Origin of the sequence: Colwellia sp. C2M11 (genome assembly GCF_018860915.1) — a bacterium.
Taxonomy (GTDB): domain Bacteria; phylum Pseudomonadota; class Gammaproteobacteria; order Enterobacterales; family Alteromonadaceae; genus Colwellia.
Genome location: NZ_JAHKQD010000009.1, coordinates 132,032 through 149,746 on the forward strand (window position 1 = coordinate 132,032; position 17,715 = coordinate 149,746).

The 17,715-nt window shown below is 37.8% G+C and carries 17 protein-coding genes; 7 read left to right on the forward strand and 10 right to left on the reverse strand.

All coding sequences use genetic code 11. From position 1 onward, the window contains the following. Window positions 1–49: 49 nt before the first annotated feature. Window positions 50–742, forward strand: coding sequence for a cupin domain-containing protein (locus tag KO509_RS02565; protein WP_215971721.1), 693 nt, complete (start codon window positions 50–52; stop codon window positions 740–742). Between the two features lie 230 nt (window positions 743–972). Beyond that, complete coding sequence (locus tag KO509_RS02570) at window positions 973–1,311, forward strand: RNA-binding S4 domain-containing protein (RefSeq protein ID WP_215971722.1); 339 nt, start codon at window positions 973–975, stop codon at window positions 1,309–1,311. 107 nt (window positions 1,312–1,418) lie between these two features. Here KO509_RS02570 and KO509_RS02575 read toward each other — a convergent pair whose 3' ends face one another. The 3 genes from KO509_RS02575 to KO509_RS02585 form a co-directional block, all read right to left on the reverse strand. Continuing rightward, window positions 1,419–2,222, reverse strand: coding sequence for an SDR family NAD(P)-dependent oxidoreductase (locus KO509_RS02575; protein WP_215971723.1), 804 nt, complete (start codon window positions 2,220–2,222; stop codon window positions 1,419–1,421). Window positions 2,223–2,258: 36 nt separating this feature from the next. Continuing rightward, complete coding sequence (locus KO509_RS02580; RefSeq protein ID WP_215971724.1) at window positions 2,259–3,227, reverse strand: LLM class oxidoreductase; 969 nt, start codon at window positions 3,225–3,227, stop codon at window positions 2,259–2,261. 180 nt (window positions 3,228–3,407) lie between these two features. Then, window positions 3,408–4,394, reverse strand: coding sequence for a zinc-dependent alcohol dehydrogenase family protein (locus KO509_RS02585; protein WP_215971725.1), 987 nt, complete (start codon window positions 4,392–4,394; stop codon window positions 3,408–3,410). A gap of 127 nt (window positions 4,395–4,521) precedes the next feature. Between KO509_RS02585 and KO509_RS02590 the strand changes: the two genes are divergently transcribed. The 3 genes from KO509_RS02590 to KO509_RS02600 all read left to right on the forward strand — a co-directional run bounded on the left by KO509_RS02590 (window position 4,522) and on the right by KO509_RS02600 (window position 7,771). Then, window positions 4,522–5,412: a LysR family transcriptional regulator gene (locus tag KO509_RS02590; RefSeq protein WP_215971726.1), complete on the forward strand. Its 891-nt coding sequence runs from the start codon at window positions 4,522–4,524 to the stop codon at window positions 5,410–5,412. Between the two features lie 117 nt (window positions 5,413–5,529). Then, entirely contained in the window at window positions 5,530–7,116 is a 1,587-nt protein-coding gene (locus KO509_RS02595) for a YHYH protein (protein ID WP_215971727.1), read from the forward strand. 106 nt (window positions 7,117–7,222) lie between these two features. After that, window positions 7,223–7,771, forward strand: coding sequence for a hypothetical protein (locus KO509_RS02600; RefSeq protein WP_252727345.1), 549 nt, complete (start codon window positions 7,223–7,225; stop codon window positions 7,769–7,771). A 92-nt stretch (window positions 7,772–7,863) separates the two neighbouring features. Here KO509_RS02600 and KO509_RS02605 read toward each other — a convergent pair whose 3' ends face one another. After that, a complete protein-coding gene (locus KO509_RS02605; protein WP_215971728.1) occupies window positions 7,864–8,790 on the reverse strand; it encodes an EamA family transporter in 927 nt (308 codons plus the stop codon). A 101-nt stretch (window positions 8,791–8,891) separates the two neighbouring features. Beyond that, complete coding sequence (locus KO509_RS02610) at window positions 8,892–9,599, reverse strand: AraC family transcriptional regulator (protein ID WP_215971729.1); 708 nt, start codon at window positions 9,597–9,599, stop codon at window positions 8,892–8,894. Window positions 9,600–9,777: 178 nt separating this feature from the next. Here KO509_RS02610 and KO509_RS02615 point away from each other — a divergent pair, with 178 nt between their 5' ends. Beyond that, a complete protein-coding gene (locus KO509_RS02615) occupies window positions 9,778–10,008 on the forward strand; it encodes a glutaredoxin family protein (RefSeq protein ID WP_215971730.1) in 231 nt (76 codons plus the stop codon). Window positions 10,009–10,075: 67 nt separating this feature from the next. Here KO509_RS02615 and KO509_RS02620 read toward each other — a convergent pair whose 3' ends face one another. Further along, a complete protein-coding gene (locus KO509_RS02620; protein WP_215971731.1) occupies window positions 10,076–10,546 on the reverse strand; it encodes a nuclear transport factor 2 family protein in 471 nt (156 codons plus the stop codon). A gap of 177 nt (window positions 10,547–10,723) precedes the next feature. Between KO509_RS02620 and KO509_RS02625 the strand changes: the two genes are divergently transcribed. Next, the gene (locus KO509_RS02625) at window positions 10,724–11,290 is read left to right on the forward strand and encodes a TetR/AcrR family transcriptional regulator (protein WP_215971732.1); all 567 of its coding nucleotides are present in this window, start codon (window positions 10,724–10,726) and stop codon (window positions 11,288–11,290) included. 3 nt (window positions 11,291–11,293) lie between these two features. Here the strand turns inward: KO509_RS02625 and KO509_RS02630 are convergent, their stop codons facing one another. The 4 genes from KO509_RS02630 to KO509_RS02645 form a co-directional block, all read right to left on the reverse strand. After that, window positions 11,294–12,277: a two-component system response regulator gene (locus KO509_RS02630; RefSeq protein WP_215971733.1), complete on the reverse strand. Its 984-nt coding sequence runs from the start codon at window positions 12,275–12,277 to the stop codon at window positions 11,294–11,296. 21 nt (window positions 12,278–12,298) lie between these two features. Further along, window positions 12,299–15,628, reverse strand: coding sequence for an MHYT domain-containing protein (locus KO509_RS02635; protein WP_215971734.1), 3,330 nt, complete (start codon window positions 15,626–15,628; stop codon window positions 12,299–12,301). Window positions 15,629–16,025: 397 nt separating this feature from the next. Then, window positions 16,026–16,391 (reverse strand): MliC family protein, encoded by a 366-nt coding sequence (locus KO509_RS02640; RefSeq protein WP_215971735.1) that lies wholly within the window; start codon window positions 16,389–16,391, stop codon window positions 16,026–16,028. Window positions 16,392–16,423: 32 nt separating this feature from the next. Then, window positions 16,424–17,623 (reverse strand): NAD(P)/FAD-dependent oxidoreductase, encoded by a 1,200-nt coding sequence (locus KO509_RS02645; RefSeq protein ID WP_215971898.1) that lies wholly within the window; start codon window positions 17,621–17,623, stop codon window positions 16,424–16,426. Between the last annotated feature and the right edge of the window lie 92 nt (window positions 17,624–17,715).

A 17,715-nucleotide genomic window follows, 5' to 3' on the forward strand; every position in this document is an offset into this window, starting at 1 on the left:
CTAAGTTGAGCTTAGGTTAAGTTAGGTTAATTAAATTGAGGAACTAAAAATGAAAATTGCTGCAGATTTTAGTCAACGTGTTGTTGTGCATAGCGACTCGCTTGAATGGATTGAATCACCTATGCCGGGTGTGCATAGAAGACCCCTTGATAGAGTAGGCGCTGAAGTTGCTCGTGCGACAACCATAGTACGGTATGCGCCCGGTAGTGAATTTTCACCTCATGTACACACGGGGGGTGAAGAATTTATTGTGCTTGAGGGTATATTTCAAGACGAACATGGCAGTTTTCCTGCTGGCTCTTATATTAGAAACCCACCGCAATCTAAACATCAGCCAAGTTCAGCAACGGGTTGCGTTATATTGGTAAAGTTATGGCAGTTTCAGCCTAATGATAGAACGCATGTATGCTTGCAAACAGATTTTATGGGCAGTGTTCCCCATGCAGATTTTAAGGGAATACATGTTACTCCTTTGTATAAAGACCCTATTGAAGAAGTGAGCTTATTACATTTTGAACCGGGTGCTGAAATAACACTGAATGTAGCAAAGGGCGCTGAATTACTGGTATTGTCAGGCTCATTAAATGAGCAAAAAGATACGTTAACAAAGCATAGCTGGCTACGTGTTCCTGTACATAGTGAAATTCACGCTAAAGCGGGTAAAAAAGGTGCAAAAGTTTGGCTTAAAACCGGTCATTTAATTGATATTGAAAATCAAATTATGCGTGTGCAAAGCGCTTAATTTAACAGGTGTTTTACGATAAATTTTAAGTAAATCTGTCCGTTAGTAATCATTTAAAAATTGTTTTGATATTTAGTTTTTACCCTTGGTAACTAACGTTTTGGCGTATTCTAACATTCGTTATTTACCGGATATTCTTGTTCAGCATAAAAGTATCGTTAATATAAGTTTTATGCAATGCGTGCTAGAATAGTAATAATCTTATTTTTTAGAACCATTAGGCGTATTTCATGTCTGAACACCCAACTTTCGACATTTGTGTTGAACCGATAGAACTTTTTAAACTCCTTAAAATAGCCAATATGGTTGGTGGTGGCGAAGCTAAAACCATGATCAGTGAAGGTAATGTTTTAGTAAATAATAATGTTGTTGTTCAAAAGCGTAAAAAGATTCGTCATGGCGATATTATCGAATATAACGGTAATATTATTGAAATTGCTTATAACCCCGCCAAGAAATCAGCCGAGTTTATAAATACCGTAGTATTAGCGAGTAAAAAAGAGCAAAGAAAAAAAAGAGCTAAAAGTAAAGCACGGGCTCTTTCATCTGAAACTAATACTACCCCGTAATTAGTACGCTAAAATATTACATTCGTAAAACCTATTATCTTATAGATAATTAGGTAAAGTGATAGAAATTGCCTCAAGCACACTGTTAAAGATAGCACTAATTATTGTTAGTTTAGGTTTATAATGGTTTCTATCGCTTCAATCACGGCTGCCGATTTTTTTGGATTTAACCCATCTGGGTGTGGTTGAGAAAACTGTCCAATGTCGTTATCAAAATACTCACCGGTATGTTTAGCAATACCGTCTTCTAGTGCCATACGTACTAATATTTTAGCGCCAATACTTAAATCATGGCCTTCAAAACCAAACCCTTCTTTTACCATTTTTGAGGCAAGTAAAGATCCAGGATTAACGGCAATAACTGTTGGCCCTTCGCCATTAAGTTTTTCGGCAAGCACTTTACTCCACATAGTAATGGCTAACTTGCTTTGGGCATAAGCTTCCATGTCACTTAGTTCGGCCTTGCCAAGTAATGCTTCAATGTATACAGGTGATTGGGCAGCAGAAGAAAGGTTAATAATTCGTCCTGAATTGCCAAGTAAGGATAAAAGCGCTTGAGCAAGGCTATAGGGAGAAATAGTATTAACAACAAATCGAACATCTAATCCTTCGGGTGTTGTTGTATTACTAGCTTTAAACACACCTGCATTATTAATGAGTACATCAAGGTTTTTATGTTCATTTTTAATATCTACTATCAATTTTTTAACATCAGAAAAAGCAGATAAATCAGCTAAGTAACTGTTGATGCTTCCTGCATTGGGTATTGTCGATAATAGTTTTTTAATAGTGTTTAACTTTGCAATACTACGGCCATGTATTAATAAATCATGACCAGCCGCCGCTAAAAGCTTTGCGGTTTCTAGGCCAATACCGTCGGTTGCACCTGTGATTAGAATTACTTTTTTCATGTTGTTGCCCTTAAAATAGTAAAGTTAAGTCATAAATTAAGCAGAAAAATTGGGTAATATTTCATCTGCAATACGTTTTAATGTTGCCGGAATATTCAATTGATTAAATCGTAAGTTCAGTGCAACGTGATTTACGCCAATACTTTCTAACGAGCTTAAATAATTAATAAGATGGCGAGTTCCAATCCTAAAGCCTAGGTGAATAGGCGTTGGGGGAAAGTCTGGATCATCAACTAAATCAATATAAAGTGGCTGCATAATGGGTTGAACCGCTCTACCAGCTTCTTTTACCTTGTGTTGAAAATGATTAATCACATGAGTTTGGTCGTCAAGTTTCCTTGGGTAAGTCATCCAAGCATTACTATTCTCAGCAATCCAACTGATGTTTTGTTGGCTACTTCCCGTAACAATTAAAGGAAGCTTGTTGGAAACGGGTTTAGGTAACATATTGATGTTGCCGTCAAGCTGGCCATAGTGATTATTAAAGGCTGGCTTGTCTTGCCACATTCTTTTTATATAAGAAAAACTTTCTCGAAAACGAATGCTGCGATCGTCATATGATTCATTCAATGCAGGGTATTCTTCGGGTCTATCACCAGAGGCAACGCCTAAAACTAATCGCCCTTTAGATAAAACATCGGCACTTGCCGCTGCCTTAGCAACATGGGCTGGATGCCTTGTCGGTAATACAATACTTGATACGCCAAGGGTAATGTTTTTCGTTATACCGGATAACAATCCTAAATAAACAAAAGGGTCGAATATTTGTCCGGCATCACCAAATGAAGGCACATCAAAAGGCACATCTCGCAACCATATTGATGCAAAACCTAAGTTTTCAGCGAGTTGTACACGTTCAATATGATCTTCCATGGTCGGTACAGAATTATCAGCGTAATTTTCTATAGGAATAACTAAACCAATACTTAACCGATTAGGTTTGAAAATACGATTGTAACCTCGATTAATCGAGTCAAAATCAACTTGTTCTAACGAGGTGTGCATTTCAAACTCCACTTTTGTTCATTTTATTTCTGTCAGTTTCACTTAAGAATATGGGGCAGAATTAAAAGAGTAACCTACTTAATTCTGCCCCAAAACAACTTAGGCTAAGTACCAATGCTTGCTACAAGGAAATGATTACTAATAGAGCCTTTTAGTACGCGCTTTAAGGTGAATAATTTCTTAAACGTCTACGACGACTTTACCCATGCCTTGACCACTTGAAAGGCGATCGTGTGCTTTACCTACTTCTTCTAAACTGAACGTTTGCTCATCTAACACTGGGCGTAACGCGCCAGTTTCAGCTATTCTGGTTAATGCGTTAAGAACTTGAGCATGGTTTTCACGTTTATAGTTGTGCAACATAGGGATCAACATAAATACTACATGTAATGAAAGTCCTTTAAAATGCGCAACACTTAAATCTAATTCCACCATAGCAACCGTTGAAGCAACATGACCGTTTAACGATGCTGCGTTAAATGAATTAGTCATGTTTTCGCCACCAACAGAGTCAAAAACTACATCAAACCCATGGCCGTCGGTATGTTTAGCAACGTACTCTTCAACTGTTTCGTTTTTGTAATTAATACCTTTTGCACCAAGCGTTTCAATTAAAGCGAGTTGTTTATCACCACCACCGGTAGCAAAAACATTAGCGCCCATATAGTTAGCAAGTTGAACAGCAATATGGCCAACACCACCTGAGCCACCATGTACTAAGACATTTTGACCCTTACTTGTATTGGCACGGGTTAATCCTTCGTAGGCAGTAATACCTACCAAAGGAATTGCAGCCGCTTCACGCATAGTTAAATTTTTTGCTTTTCTAGCGATTAAGTTGGCATCAGCAACGATGTATTCTGCCAATGTGCCAGGTAAATCGGCTAATCCACCAGCGCAGCCATAAACTTCATCCCCAACTGAAAATTGAGTAACACCTGCGCCTACTTCTGCAATGATACCGGCAAAGTCCATTCCTAATACTGCAGGTAATGGCGGAGAAAGCGGTAAATCATCGCCCATTTGACGAATCATAGTATCTACTGTATTTACACTGCTTGCTTTAATATTAACGAGAACATGGCCTGCTTTAACGTCAGGTTTTGCGATGTCTGCTACTTCAAACACTTCTGAGCCACCAAAACTTTTTATGATCATTGCTTTCATGAGATTTACCTTTTTTGATTAAGTCGTTAACTAATAGATGTTATTTAATGAAGTCAGTATATTTACTATTAATTGTTTTGATAATAGGCTTAAATAAAGAATCACTTTATAGTTTTTGTTGATAATAATGAATATTGAACATCTTAAACTTTTTATTAGAATTGCCGCGACTCATAATATTAGTCTAGCTGGCAGTGAGTTACGGTTATCTCCAGCCGTTGCTAGTGCGCATATTAATAAACTAGAAGCAGAATTAGGGGTTAGATTAATTCATCGAACCACCCGCAAAGTATCACTTACTGAAGAAGGGAGAGCTTTTTTGCCACATGCAGAAGATGTGATCTCTAGTATTGAAGCCGCGCGCGCTTCAGTTGGTGCGGGTAACGCATTTCCCCGAGGCACATTACGTGTTGCAGCGCCCGCCTCTTTTGGGCGAATGCATATACTGCCGGCGCTAACACAGTTTCTAACCTTATATCCCGATTTACATGTGGATTTAAAACTCTCCGATACCATAGTGGATTTGGTTGAAGGTGGCTTCGATATTGCCATTCGTAATTCTGCATTAAAAGATTCGAGTTTAATTGCTAAAAAACTTGCACCCGACACTAGAATATTATGTTCATCACCTGAGTATTTAGCCAAAAATGGAGAGCCAAAATCTCCGCAAGATTTAAATTTTCATCAATGTATTACATTAATAGGCCTAGACGATTGGGCGTTTCATACACCCAAGGGACAAGTGAACATTAAAGTGAAAGGCGTATTAAGAACCGATAATGGTGAAGCTGTTCGAGATGCTTGTGTTAATGGTTTAGGTCTTACCATTAGTTCTAAATGGAGTGTTTATAAACATCTACAAAGCGGAGAACTTGTTCAAATACTTGATAAATATCCCATTGCGACTGATACAGCAATTTGGGCTGTTTATCCTAGCTCTAGATTGCTTGCTCCAAAAGTTAGAGCTTTTATCGATTATTTTGCTGACTATTTTGGCGATAACCCTTATTGGGACTAAATTATTTGCATTAAATTGTTAAATTTAATGACCGATCATAATTTTTTCTTATTTCCACATTGTTTGCACATTTTATGGTTAGACTTCTTTTAAATTACCTTTATAAATAAATTTTGTATGAAAAAATCAATGTTGATGTTGGCGTTAATTCCTATGTTGGGATTAACCGCCTGTGGTGGTAGTGATTCAAGTGATTCAGATGATTCAACTGCACCAGTGGAAATTATTAATGAAGTGCCTGTCGTAAATGCTGGAGCCGATCAAACGGTTACATCAGCGCAAGAAGTGACTATTACTGCGTCTATCTCAGATGATGACGAAATTGTTGCCACTTGGAGCCAAACCGCTGGCACTACTGTTACGATAACCCAGGTTGATAGTACTACTATTACTTTTACAGCTCCTGAGCTTGAAAGCCAAGAAGTACTTACATTTGAACTAACAGTAGATGACGGCACTAATGCGGTTGTATCTGATAGTATTGAAATTACTGTTAATCCGCAAACCACAACTACTGTACCAAGTTTATCAAGTTGGATAATTAATAATGAACTCAGCTCGGAAAAAATTTCTTCAACCTCAGGTAGTGTTTTAGTAAACGTACAAGTTGCTGAAATGGTTACGGTAGTTGAAGATAGTGTGGATGTTGAATATGCGTATGTTGAAACAACGGGTATTCCTAAGTACGACGTAACGATCACCGAATCTATTGTAGAACAACTTAATCAACGTCCTAAAGCTGCTACCGATTTTAGCTCTGGCAGTACTTCAGCCGTAGCTGGACAAGTAGTTACCTTTGGTGAAGACATTGGTTACAACAGTAGTACTGAAAACTGTTTAGATACAGGTGGAGATGGTTACTGGCCTCCAGGTCCAGGCTGTCCTACTGAACAAACAACTCAAGCTTACTTCCCTGCAGAGCCAACAGTAATAGATGAAACTGAAGAAGCGTGTGAAACCGGTTTAGGTAAAATTGGCTTGATGGTTAATGGCACCAGTATTTATAACTGGGGTGATGGCATGAGCGAAGGCAATAACGTTTGGTATAGCCTAGCACCTGTTGCAGAGCAGTACGATGTTGATATTTGTGGTGGTCATGCGGCACAAGGTGATTATCATCATCATTTTTATACTAGTTGTTTAGCTACCTTAGTAGGTGATAGCAGCGATGCGCATTCTCCTATTTATGGTTTTGCTGCCGACGGTTATCCACTTTATGGACCATATGAAAGTGCTAATACGTTAGCCGTTAGTGGCTGGAAAGTTCGTGATTATGGTGCCGATGCAAGTGAAGGTGGTTGTAGTACCGAAGGGGAAAGAAGCTGTATTTTAGTTGACCCTACTGATATTTCTCAAGGTGTTGAAGCTGTCGACAATGGCCCTGCTATTGGCGAGAGTGTGACTACTTTATCTAGTAACGTGTTAGCAGCAGATAATGGTTATTTTTATGAAGATTATTATTATGCTAATGAAACTGTTACAGGTGCTCAGCTAGACGAGCATAATGGTCACGATACTAACGATGGCAAAGGGTATCACTATCATATTACTCTGACACAAGATGCTGACGGTACATTAATACCTGCTTATCCTTATACGATAGGGCCCGACTTTAAAGGCGAACTTGCCTCTAATTCTATAAGTCAGTGTGGTACTTCTGCTGCAGGTGGTGGTCCTCCGGGTGGCGGTCCTCCAAATGGATAATTTTTGCTGATGCCAAGGTTAACGCAGGGTAATGTCGCTGCGTTAACCTTATTTTTTTGTTGTATTGAAATATTATATGTAAATTTTAGGTGAGATTATCCAAATTATGATGAAAAATTATTTTGTTATTTTAATAATGATATTGGCTGTTGGCATAGGTGAAAGCAAAGCGCAGTCGGTAAGTAATGAACAAACTAAATCGATGCAAATGGATCATTCGCATTTACCTATTGCGGTGCCAACCAATGTAAAAGAGCCAGCATTAAGTTTGGTATTAAATAAAGATGCAATGTCGGGCTATAACCTACACCTTAAAATACAACGCTATCATTTAACACCGCCACCAAATGGCGTTTCTAGTATGGCAGATCTTATGTCTGTATCTATCGATAAACAAAGCGGCTTTGTTGAAGGTCATGCGCATTTATATATAAACGGCATAAAAATTCAGCGTGTATATGGATTAGATGTGCATTTACCTGATGAACACTTTAAAGAAGGGATAAATACAGTATCGGTAACATTGAACAATCATGGTCATATGTATTGGACAGCTCAGGATAAAAAAATTGTCTCGACACTTTATATTGACAGTAATGCACCTGAGAAGGTTAAACATAAATTTGAAAGCTTTCCGGTAAAAGGTGACGATTAATTTTACTAAGATAAATCTCCTTCAATAGGCACAAAGTGGTTATTGATTCACTGTCGTTATGTATTGCTATTGCGATAGAGCTAAAGAACATTTTATATAGTGTGAGTCATCGGTTGGGATACCGCTTTAGGCTTTATAGTTTGCATCAATAAGCATAATGAGACTAACACAAAACCTAGCCAGCCAATTACATTAAACCTTTCACCAATAATGAAAATGGCGAGTACAGTGGCGACCAAGGGTTCAATTAATGTTATTAGTGTCGCTTTACTTGCCTCAATGAAATTCAAGCCAAAACCGAACAGTAGGTAGCCTAAAAACATTGGAATTACCGCTATATACAACGATACCATAGCATTAGTTGTGCTTGAAAATAAGTTATCACCGGTAAACCATAATGAAGGGAGTAACAGTAGCGCCGCACAACCAAACAACCCTGACATTGACGATTGTGAATGAATACCTCTTTCAATTAAACGCTTTGCTGCCCATGAATAACTTGCATAAGCCAATCCTGCAATACAACCTAAAAGAATACCTACACTCTGCTGCTGAAGACTGTAGGTAGCATTATGGTGTTGCTCTGTGCCTAAAGTTAATAACGTAATACCTATAGCGCCAATGAAAAAGCTACACATCCATTGAAATGATATGCTTTTTTTACTAATTATACATTCAAGGATGGCGGCAAAAAAAGGGGCTGTAGCGATAGAAACAACCGTGCCAATAGCAACACCCGACAAACGCATAGAGGTATAAAATGCTAACGGATAGATAGCAACAGCAGCGGCACCAAAAAGTAATACGCTAGGTTGCTTAAGCATAAGTTTATAGTCAATAAGTAACTTTTTGCGCGCGCTGACAACAAGCAGTACACCACCTATCCCCATTGAGAATGCACCAATAGCTAAAGCACTTACATTGGGTGAATAGCTTGCTGCAATACCTGTGGTTCCCCAAAGAAAACTAGCAATAATAATCGCAATAACACCCGTAAAATTTTCGTGATGAATGTCCATAATGAAACCTGTAGATAATAACTTCAAGACAGAAATAGTATGCTAATTATGAAGGTTATTTTTAACAATTAAGACGCAATAGTTAACAATTCAGACTAAGTTTACTTTTTGAATTTGGTAGGCGATAAGCCAAAGTATTGTGAAAATTTCCGGCTAAATGTTGAGGGCTCTTTATAACCGATCTTTTCACCAATAATGTGTAATGGGTAATCTGTGTGGGTAAGCAAAGCTTGGGCTTTTTCCATCCGAAGTTTTGTTACATACTTCATTACGCTCATACCTGTTTGTTGCTTAAATATTTTTTTGAACTGTGTCTCACTTAGAAAAGCTGATTCGGCCAAACGCTTTATTTTAAGGTGATCAGCAATATTATTTTCTATAAAGGATATTGCCATACCAATGCGATTGTCTACTTTTGGCAATAACGCTTGTTCTGCCAGTAGTAAACTAAATAATTCGAACATTGCCTGCTCTAGTTGGGCATTAACTGTGTTTTCTAGTTGGTTTTCAATAAAAGTTAAGTAACTTCTAAGCGATGTATTAATTGTAAAAACCAGGCATTGTGAAGATGAAATATTAAACGGGAGGCTTTCCATGTCTACGACTACAAATCGAGCTTCACTATCGGCTGTGAACAAGTGTTCTTCGTTGGCTTTAACTACGACACACTCACTGGGTGCAACTTTACCACTGAAGTTACCTACAGATATGTTTATCACGCCCCGTAAAGGTAAAACCAATTGATGAAAAGAATGTGAATGCAGGGTTGGTTTTGTACTGTACGAACGAATGGATAATAAGTTTTTCATAATAGTAAATAATGTACGGTCTATTTTATCCTTATTGCAGTTATACATAGTAGAGTAATAGATAATAAAGGGAAGGATTAGTTTTTATCTATAATTGATGGTCCAGTTAATTCATTTTTGTTTTTTGTTGAGACTTCAGTAAAATAGTGAGTCTTTAATAGCTCGGTAAAGGTTAGCGATGAAACGCGTTGTTTTATATATTTCAGATAAATGTCCTCATTGTCGTGAAGCGAAAAAGTATTTAGATGATAATGGCATTAAATACCGATTGACCAATGCAAAAATGCAACGTGGTAGAAAAGAGCTTGATGCTATTGGTGCTCGCTCTGTTCCGGCACTAAAAATTGGCAATGAAGTAATGATTGGTTGGAATTTAGCAAATTTTAAGAAAATTTATGGTGCTGGTTAATACGCAATATTAGATAATTGAGTAATCAATACGAATATAGTTATTGATTACTCTTTAAGCTTATTAGTTATAGCCCTAGCTCAGTCAAACTAGGAAAATCATCTGGGCGAATTTTACCTTGCCAGGTAAATAAACGATCTTTTTCTTCAATAGCTAAATCGTTAATACAAGCATAACGATTTTTCATTAAGCCAAATTCATCAAATTCCCAGTTTTCATTGCCATATGCACGAAACCATTGACCTTCCGAATTTTTATACTCATAAGCGTAACGAACGGCAATACGGTTTTCGGTAAAAGCCCAAAGCTCTTTAATTAATTTATAGTCTATTTCTTTTTGCCATTTTTCAGTTAAGAACTCGACAATTTCATCTCTGCCATTAACAAAACTTGAACGGTTTCTCCATTGACTGTCTACGGTATAAGCCAAAGATACTTTTTGTGGATCTTTATTGTTCCAACCATTTTCTGCAGCTCTTACTTGTTCTACTGCGCTTTTTGCTGTAAATGGTGGTAAAGGTGGGCGTGTATTTTCCATACTAACTCCAATGATTGATTTAATTTGCTTTAATAACCCAATAAACAATGCCGCGAAGTATACAGACTTGTCTACCTGGTTGAGTCATAGTAGACAAGTCTGTATACTTGTGCAATATTTTATTTATCACCAAGTTAATTAGTTAGTTAACTACTTCATTCACAGTAAGAATCTAAAATGAAACAAATAGATAAGCGTCAACAACTAGTAAATACTGCGTTAAAGTTATTTTATAAAAAAGGTATTCATGCGGTAGGAATTAATGAAATTTTGGTAGAATCAGGTGTTGCTAAAAAAACCTTATATCATCACTTTACCAGTAAAGAAGCGTTAATTCAGGCTTGTATTGCTGAGCGAGATCACAGCTTTATGACATGGTTTATCCAAAAGTGTAATGATAACAGCTCAACTGAAATCTTTATTAAGCAAGTATTTGATGCGTTAGATGAGTGGATTAATGATAAATCAGTGGAGTTAGGGTCATTCAGTGGCTGTTTTTTTGTAAATTCTGCAGCAGAATATAGCGATCATCAAAATGAAATCAAAAAATTATGTTTGCAGCACAAAACACATATTAAGCATTTTTTCGAACAACAACTTGAACCATTAATACCCGATAAGAATCAGCTTAATTCGCTGGTAGGGTTATTATTGTTACTCAAAGAGGGTTGTATTAATTGCGCACATGTAATGGGAGACAAACAATCTGCTTTAAAAGCAAAGGCGCTCGCGTTAGTTTTTTAAGGGTTAATCTTTCCAGCGCTGCTTTATTTCAATAACTTTATCTAATTGCTGTATAAATAAGTCGACCAATTCAGGGTCAAAGTGTTTGCCCTTTTGCGCTTGAATAAATTCGACCGCTTTTTCTACTGACCAGGCCTCTTTGTATGGACGAACGCTAGTTAACGCGTCAAATACATCAGCTAAGGCAACAATACGGCCAGAACGTGGGATATCTGTGCCTTTTAATTGATTGGGATAACCAGTACCATCCCACTTTTCGTGATGAGTCATTGACACTATTTTAGCGAGTTCAATTAGATCAGAATCTGATTCACCTAAAATTTCAGCGCCAATTTCAGGATGCTTTTTCATTATCTCAAACTCTTCCTCGGTAAGCTTACCTGGTTTGAGCATGATGCTATCTGGAATACCAATTTTACCAATATCGTGCATTGGTGCCGCATGGAATAAGTTGTCAGCTTCTTTTTCTGTATAACCGTAAGCGAGGGCTATTATTCTTGAGTAATGGCTCATGCGCATAACATGCATGCCAGTTTCGTTATCTTTGTATTCGGATGCACGGCCTAAACGTTGTATTACTTGTAGTCTGGTGCGCTTTAGCTCTTCTGCATCAACTAGTGATAAGTGTGTTTTTACGCGTGCTCTTACGACAGGCGGGCTAACAGGTTTGGCAATGTAGTCTACAGCACCTAGGTTAAGACCTTTTGCTTCGTCTTCAGTGTCGTTTAATGCCGTCACAAAAATGATAGGAATTGATTTATATGAAGGATCACCTTTAAGGGTTTCACAGACTTCATAACCGGTCATTCCTGGCATCATAACGTCGAGTAAAATTAAATCGGGTTTGTCTTTTTTAATTAAACGTAAAGCCTCTTCGCCACTTTTAGCGAAAGTAAGCTTATAAGTATCACTAAGAATATTATTTAATACTTTTAAATTAGTCGGTTCGTCGTCTACCACTAATACATTTTGTTTGCATAATTCCATGTTCTTTCTCTGTAAAATAATTTAAATGGCCGACTTCAAGGTATCGCTTAATACGCTGATTCGATTAGCCGCGACTTCAAAATCAAAGTCATTGCAGGCTGAAATTATGTCTTTTATTTCCTTTGAGTGGGTTGAAGACATGCTTTCTAATGCTTCTAGTAAGCTCTCGTCAAACTCATTGTGTTGTACATGTTGTTCAAGTTGCAATAGCATTGTGTAAAGTTCTTGCAGGGAAACTTCTTCACCACCTGAATCGGTTATTGCATTATTTGCTGTCCCCATTTTATTAGAACAGTCAATTAATGAATTAATTTCAAGCTGAATAGCGTCTGTTGCTGTAGCCGCTTCCTCAGCTAATTCATGTAGACTTGCTTGTTCTAAGTCACTAAACATGGTCATTAACCGATTAAGGGCTAAGTTACCGGTAACTCCTTTGTACTTGTGAGCAATCGCTTTTAGTGCCGGCCAATCGCTGTTATTACGTAGTAGTGTTAGTGCTGCAATATCTTCTTCCGATTGCTGAAGGAAACGTATTATTTCATTAAATAGGGTAGTTTTATTGCCCCATAAAGCAATGCCTTTATCTAAATCAACTCTCAACTGCTCAGTAGGAATAACAACGGCTGGTTCAGGCATTATGTTTTCTGAGTCGAGCGTACGTGCTATTTCGCTGATAAGCTGATTTACATCGATTGGTTTGTTGGCAAAACCATTCATACCTGCTTCTACAGCCGATCTTTTATCTTGCGGTAATACACTGGCAGTTAAGGCAATAATTGGGAGTTTTGGTAAATCATTTGCTTGCTCAAATTCACGTCGTTTTATCGAGGCTGTTAGTCCGTCCATGACAGGCATTTGTATATCCATTAGCACTACATCAAAACAGTCGTTTTCCATTTTCAATAGTGCTTGTTCGCCATTACGCGCAACAGATACAGTATGATGGTGACGTTTTAGCACTAAGCTTAATAGGTCTATATTCTGCTCAATATCATCAACTACCAATATGCTAAGTGGTGGTAATTCAGCATGTGCTTGAACAACTTGTTTTTTAGCTGAAGCTTTAACTACTTTAATTGGAATACTAAACTCAAAGGTTGACCCTTGACCTTCCTCACTTTGTGCTGAAATGGTACCACCCATTAATTCGACAAGTTGTTTACTGATTGTTGTTCCTAAACCTGTACCACCAAAGCGACGACTCATTGATTCATCTGCTTGAGCAAAGGCATCAAAGATTGTTGCTAACTGTGGCGGTGTCATACCAATACCTGTATCTGTGATTGAAAAATGTAGCGTATCGGGCTTGGTATTGTGGATATCAATAGTAATGCTGCCTTGTTCAGTAAACTTAATTGAGTTACCGACAAGATTAGTTAACACTTGTCTTATTCTATCTGGTACACCGTTGTAAAAACGTTGCGCAGTTTTGTCGATATTTAGGTTAATAGCCAAGCCTTTATTTTGTGCTTGTAACCATAATGTTGATACGACAGAATCTACTTCTTCTACTAATGAAAAGTCTCTATATTCTAATTGAAATTTACCTTTGTCTAATTTAGCGCTATCGAGCACATCATTGAGAATATGTAATAGTGATTTCGCTGACTGATTGATGGTATTTAGGTGCTTACGATGACTTTGTTCAAGCTCTTCATCTAACAAAATATCACTGAAGCCTATAATGGCGTTCATGGGGGTGCGAATTTCATGACTCATGTTGGCTAGGAATGCCGAACGTGTTGCGGCTGCTTGTTCAGCTTTTTCTTTCGAGGCAACAAGGGCTGATTCCATAGTTTTACGTTCGGTAATATCCATGATGAAGCCGTCAAAATACACGTCGTTAGTTACTTCGTCTTTGATGGTTCTGCCATAAGCTAAGACCCATTTTTCTTTTTTATATCGGTCAATAACTCTGATTTCAACTTGGAATCCTTCAGGGTGATATAAGTTAGTATCTTCAATGATCTTCATATCATCTGGGTGTACAAAATCGCCCACACGGCACTTAGGCTCAGGTAGTAAAAAATCTTGTGCGGGGTAACCTAGCAAGTTTTCTATTTCGTCATTAATAAAAAGGCTTGGCCAGTGAATATCATCTTTATTACGATAGACAACACCAGGAATGTTCGATACTAATGAGCGTAATTTAGCTTCTTCTTGACGTAATTTATTTTCCATCGATTTGCGTTCACGTAAGTCGGAAATAAAGGCTACGAACATGTGTTGATTGTTAAGTTCGACATGCCCAATACCGAGTCGCATAGGAATAAGTTCACCACTTTTGGTTAGTGCTTCAACTTCTCGTCCAGAGCCAATAATTTTTTTCTCACGTGTTTTTATATAATTATCAATATAACTATCGTGATGAGCTTGATCAGGCATAGGCACAACCATTTTTACATTTTGACCTATCATCTCTTCTCTAGACCAACCTAACAACGTTGATACCGCATTGTTGACGCTAATAATTATTCCTTTTTCATCTATTGTGATTATGCCATCAATCGCGGTATCCATTGTCGCAATTAGGCGACGTTCATTATTTGCTGCAATGAGTGTTTGGTCTTTGTAGCGCATGATTAAATTTGCTGCGAGCACTGAGAAAATGATAGTTAAAGTAATCGCGGTGATGATCATCGCAAGATAAATAGACACTTCGCTAGTTTGCTTAGAAAGCTCAAAACCAGGCGGTAATACAAAGCGAGCCGCAGCCATACCAGTATAATGCATACTCGAAATTGCAGCGCCCATAACGAAGCTTGAAATGATGGTTTTTATGTAATTATTTAACCAGTGAATTTTAGTGTTTTTTAAGCCAAACCTAACCCATAAAGCTAGAGTTGCTAGCGCTACTGCAACTAAAATAGAGATAGCAAATATAGTGAAGTTGTAGCGTAATAATGGCGCCATTTCCATCGCCGCCATACCAACATAGTGCATGGTTCCAATACCGGAACCCACTAATACACCACCTAAAGCTAACTGCTGAAATTTTACTTCATCACGAATAATAATATTCAGTGCTATCCATGAGGCGGCAATGGCTGGAATGAGGGATAAAACAGTCAGGTTAAATTGATAGGAAACCGTGGTACAGAGCTCTACTGCTAGCATACCAATAAAGTGCATTGACCAAATACCCGCACCTAAGGCAAAGCTACCAATGAATAATGAAAAATGTTTTCGACGTGGGTTGGCATTGGCTGCTTGTGCAGCCACTTGAAACCCCATAAAGGAGGCAATAATAGCGATAGACACAGATAGAATAACTAGCCATGGATTAAACGACGTGGTAACAAAAAGATTGTAATCGTCATATAGAAAGAGCTCAGTAATTTGGTTTGGCATATATGTTTGACTCAACTAGGGAAAAATACAGAGATATCTCTAGATTACCAAGAATTCATTGTCGTTAATAAAGGGGCAATTTTAAATGGCACTGACCTATAACTAACAAGGTTATATCATTGGAATATGATGATTTCGATACTGTTATTTAAATAATGGTTTTTTTGTACGCTTTTTGCAAGTTTTTTGGCATGAAATTGTGAAAGCGCTTACTCGTAAGAAGTAAGTATCGGCAGGTGGTAAGACTTCTTTAGCTCTTTAGGCAATAAAAAATGAGCAATTAGCGATATCTATCTATAGTATTGATTATTCATTGATTAATAACTGAGAGTGACATCAGTTTTGCTATAGATTTTATTATCGCTATATTAAATATTCTATTTATTCTTAGGCTCGTTTATTGTAATTGACATGAAATACTGAACTTTTTATTAGTGCCTGAAAGCATACTGATGTGCCCGTAATCAGCCTTGGTATGCCATTCGTAGGTGATGTTGTTGCTAGATTTATTAATATAGCGAGCGCCAGAGGCAGATACTGCTTGGTAAAAATGTAATGCTTTTTTATCAACCTTAAGCTCAGACAGACTAATGTCTATGGTTGCTTCAGTCCCGTTTTTTGAATACAGCACTTTTATTAAACCTTTATCTGTACAACTAAAAATATAGGACTTAGTCGCTATATCCTTAGGCAGGCTAAGGGTCTTTACTGTACATGCACAAAGCAAAAAAACGAGGGTGGAAATGATAAATGTTTGTTTCATGGTTTTGTTCATTTTTATTATTGCATATTCACTTAAACAGCTTGTCCGCAAGCTACACCACTAGCCCAACAAAATTGGAAGTTATAGCCACCTAAGAATCCAGTGACATCAATGACTTCACCAATAAAAAATAAGCCGGCGCAATGCTTTGCTTCAAAGGTTTTTGACGAGAGTTCGTCAGTGTTCACACCGCCTAAGGTAACTTCTGCTGTTCGATAACCTTCCGTGCCATTCGGTTTTATTTGCCAGTGATGCAAGTACTTACTTAGCGCGTTAATATCAGCATGACTGAGTTGGTTGATAGCTTTGTCAGTAATTATTGTGGCGCAGATATCGTCTTGCATTATTACTTCTACGAAGCGTTTAGGCAGTATCGTCGCCAGTAAATTTTTAACAGATTTTTGCGCTTGGTGTTCACGCCAATCGTTAATGGTATCTGTTAGTTGTTGGTTGGGCAGTAAATCAATTGTAATGGCTTGGCCTGCCCGCCAAAAGGATGAAATTTGTAATATTGCAGGGCCAGATAAACCGCGGTGTGTGAAGAGAATGTTTTCTCTAAAACTGGTGCCATCTTCGCTAGTAACGTTACAGTCAATACTGATGCCAGATAAGCCATCAAAGCGTTTTTTGTCATGTTCATGTAAGGTGAATGGCACTAAGGCTGCCGTAGTTGGTAATACGTTTAAACCAAATTGTTCAGCAATTTTGTAGCCAATGGGTGAAGCACCCAGTTTTGGCATTGTTAAACCGCCTGAGGCCACAACTAAAGATTGGCATTGGTATTCTTTGTCTGACGTTTTTACTAAATAGGTTTTATCGTCATTTTGGCTAACAGAGAGTACTTCAGTACGTAAATTTAGGGTAACACCTGCCCATTCGCATTCTGTAAGCAATACATTAACAATGTCTTGAGCGCTATCATCACAAAAAAGTTGTCCTAAGGTTTTATGATGATAGTTAACGCCATGACGATCGACTAACTCAATAAAATCATCAGCACTATAACGGCTTAAAGCTGATTTAACAAAATGAGGATTTTGGCATATATAATTGCTTGGTGTTGTATTTTGATTGGTAAAATTACAACGGCCACCACCGCTGATTAAAATTTTTCGGCCAGCTTTTTTACCCATATCAACTACGGTAACGGTGCGACCACGGTATCCAGCACTAGCAGCACACATTAAGCCAGCCGCACCAGCGCCAATAATTAAAACATCAGTATGGGTTATAGTCATTTTTAAACTTGCTATTTTAGGGGATATATTTCGATGAAGAAGGGCGATAATAGCACAGAAATGCCATTCTGCGCTGTTCTTGTGTC

Bases quoted from the DNA above. Each gene is read 5' to 3' on its own strand.
- KO509_RS02600 (WP_252727345.1), top strand. From the start codon at position 7,223: ATGATGAAAAATTATTTTGTTATTTTAATAATGATATTGGCTGTTGGC.
- KO509_RS02575 (WP_215971723.1), bottom strand. From the start codon at position 2,222: ATGAAAAAAGTAATTCTAATCACAGGTGCAACCGACGGTATTGGCCTA.
- KO509_RS02635 (WP_215971734.1), bottom strand. From the start codon at position 15,628: ATGCCAAACCAAATTACTGAGCTCTTTCTATATGACGATTACAATCTT.
- KO509_RS02590 (WP_215971726.1), top strand. From the start codon at position 4,522: ATGAATATTGAACATCTTAAACTTTTTATTAGAATTGCCGCGACTCAT.
- KO509_RS02625 (WP_215971732.1), top strand. From the start codon at position 10,724: ATGAAACAAATAGATAAGCGTCAACAACTAGTAAATACTGCGTTAAAG.
- KO509_RS02620 (WP_215971731.1), bottom strand. From the start codon at position 10,546: ATGGAAAATACACGCCCACCTTTACCACCATTTACAGCAAAAAGCGCA.
- KO509_RS02580 (WP_215971724.1), bottom strand. From the start codon at position 3,227: ATGCACACCTCGTTAGAACAAGTTGATTTTGACTCGATTAATCGAGGT.
- KO509_RS02605 (WP_215971728.1), bottom strand. From the start codon at position 8,790: ATGGACATTCATCACGAAAATTTTACGGGTGTTATTGCGATTATTATT.
- KO509_RS02610 (WP_215971729.1), bottom strand. From the start codon at position 9,599: ATGAAAAACTTATTATCCATTCGTTCGTACAGTACAAAACCAACCCTG.
- KO509_RS02585 (WP_215971725.1), bottom strand. From the start codon at position 4,394: ATGAAAGCAATGATCATAAAAAGTTTTGGTGGCTCAGAAGTGTTTGAA.
- KO509_RS02565 (WP_215971721.1), top strand. From the start codon at position 50: ATGAAAATTGCTGCAGATTTTAGTCAACGTGTTGTTGTGCATAGCGAC.
- KO509_RS02630 (WP_215971733.1), bottom strand. From the start codon at position 12,277: ATGGAATTATGCAAACAAAATGTATTAGTGGTAGACGACGAACCGACT.
- KO509_RS02570 (WP_215971722.1), top strand. From the start codon at position 973: ATGTCTGAACACCCAACTTTCGACATTTGTGTTGAACCGATAGAACTT.
- KO509_RS02640 (WP_215971735.1), bottom strand. From the start codon at position 16,391: ATGAAACAAACATTTATCATTTCCACCCTCGTTTTTTTGCTTTGTGCA.
- KO509_RS02595 (WP_215971727.1), top strand. From the start codon at position 5,530: ATGAAAAAATCAATGTTGATGTTGGCGTTAATTCCTATGTTGGGATTA.
- KO509_RS02615 (WP_215971730.1), top strand. From the start codon at position 9,778: ATGAAACGCGTTGTTTTATATATTTCAGATAAATGTCCTCATTGTCGT.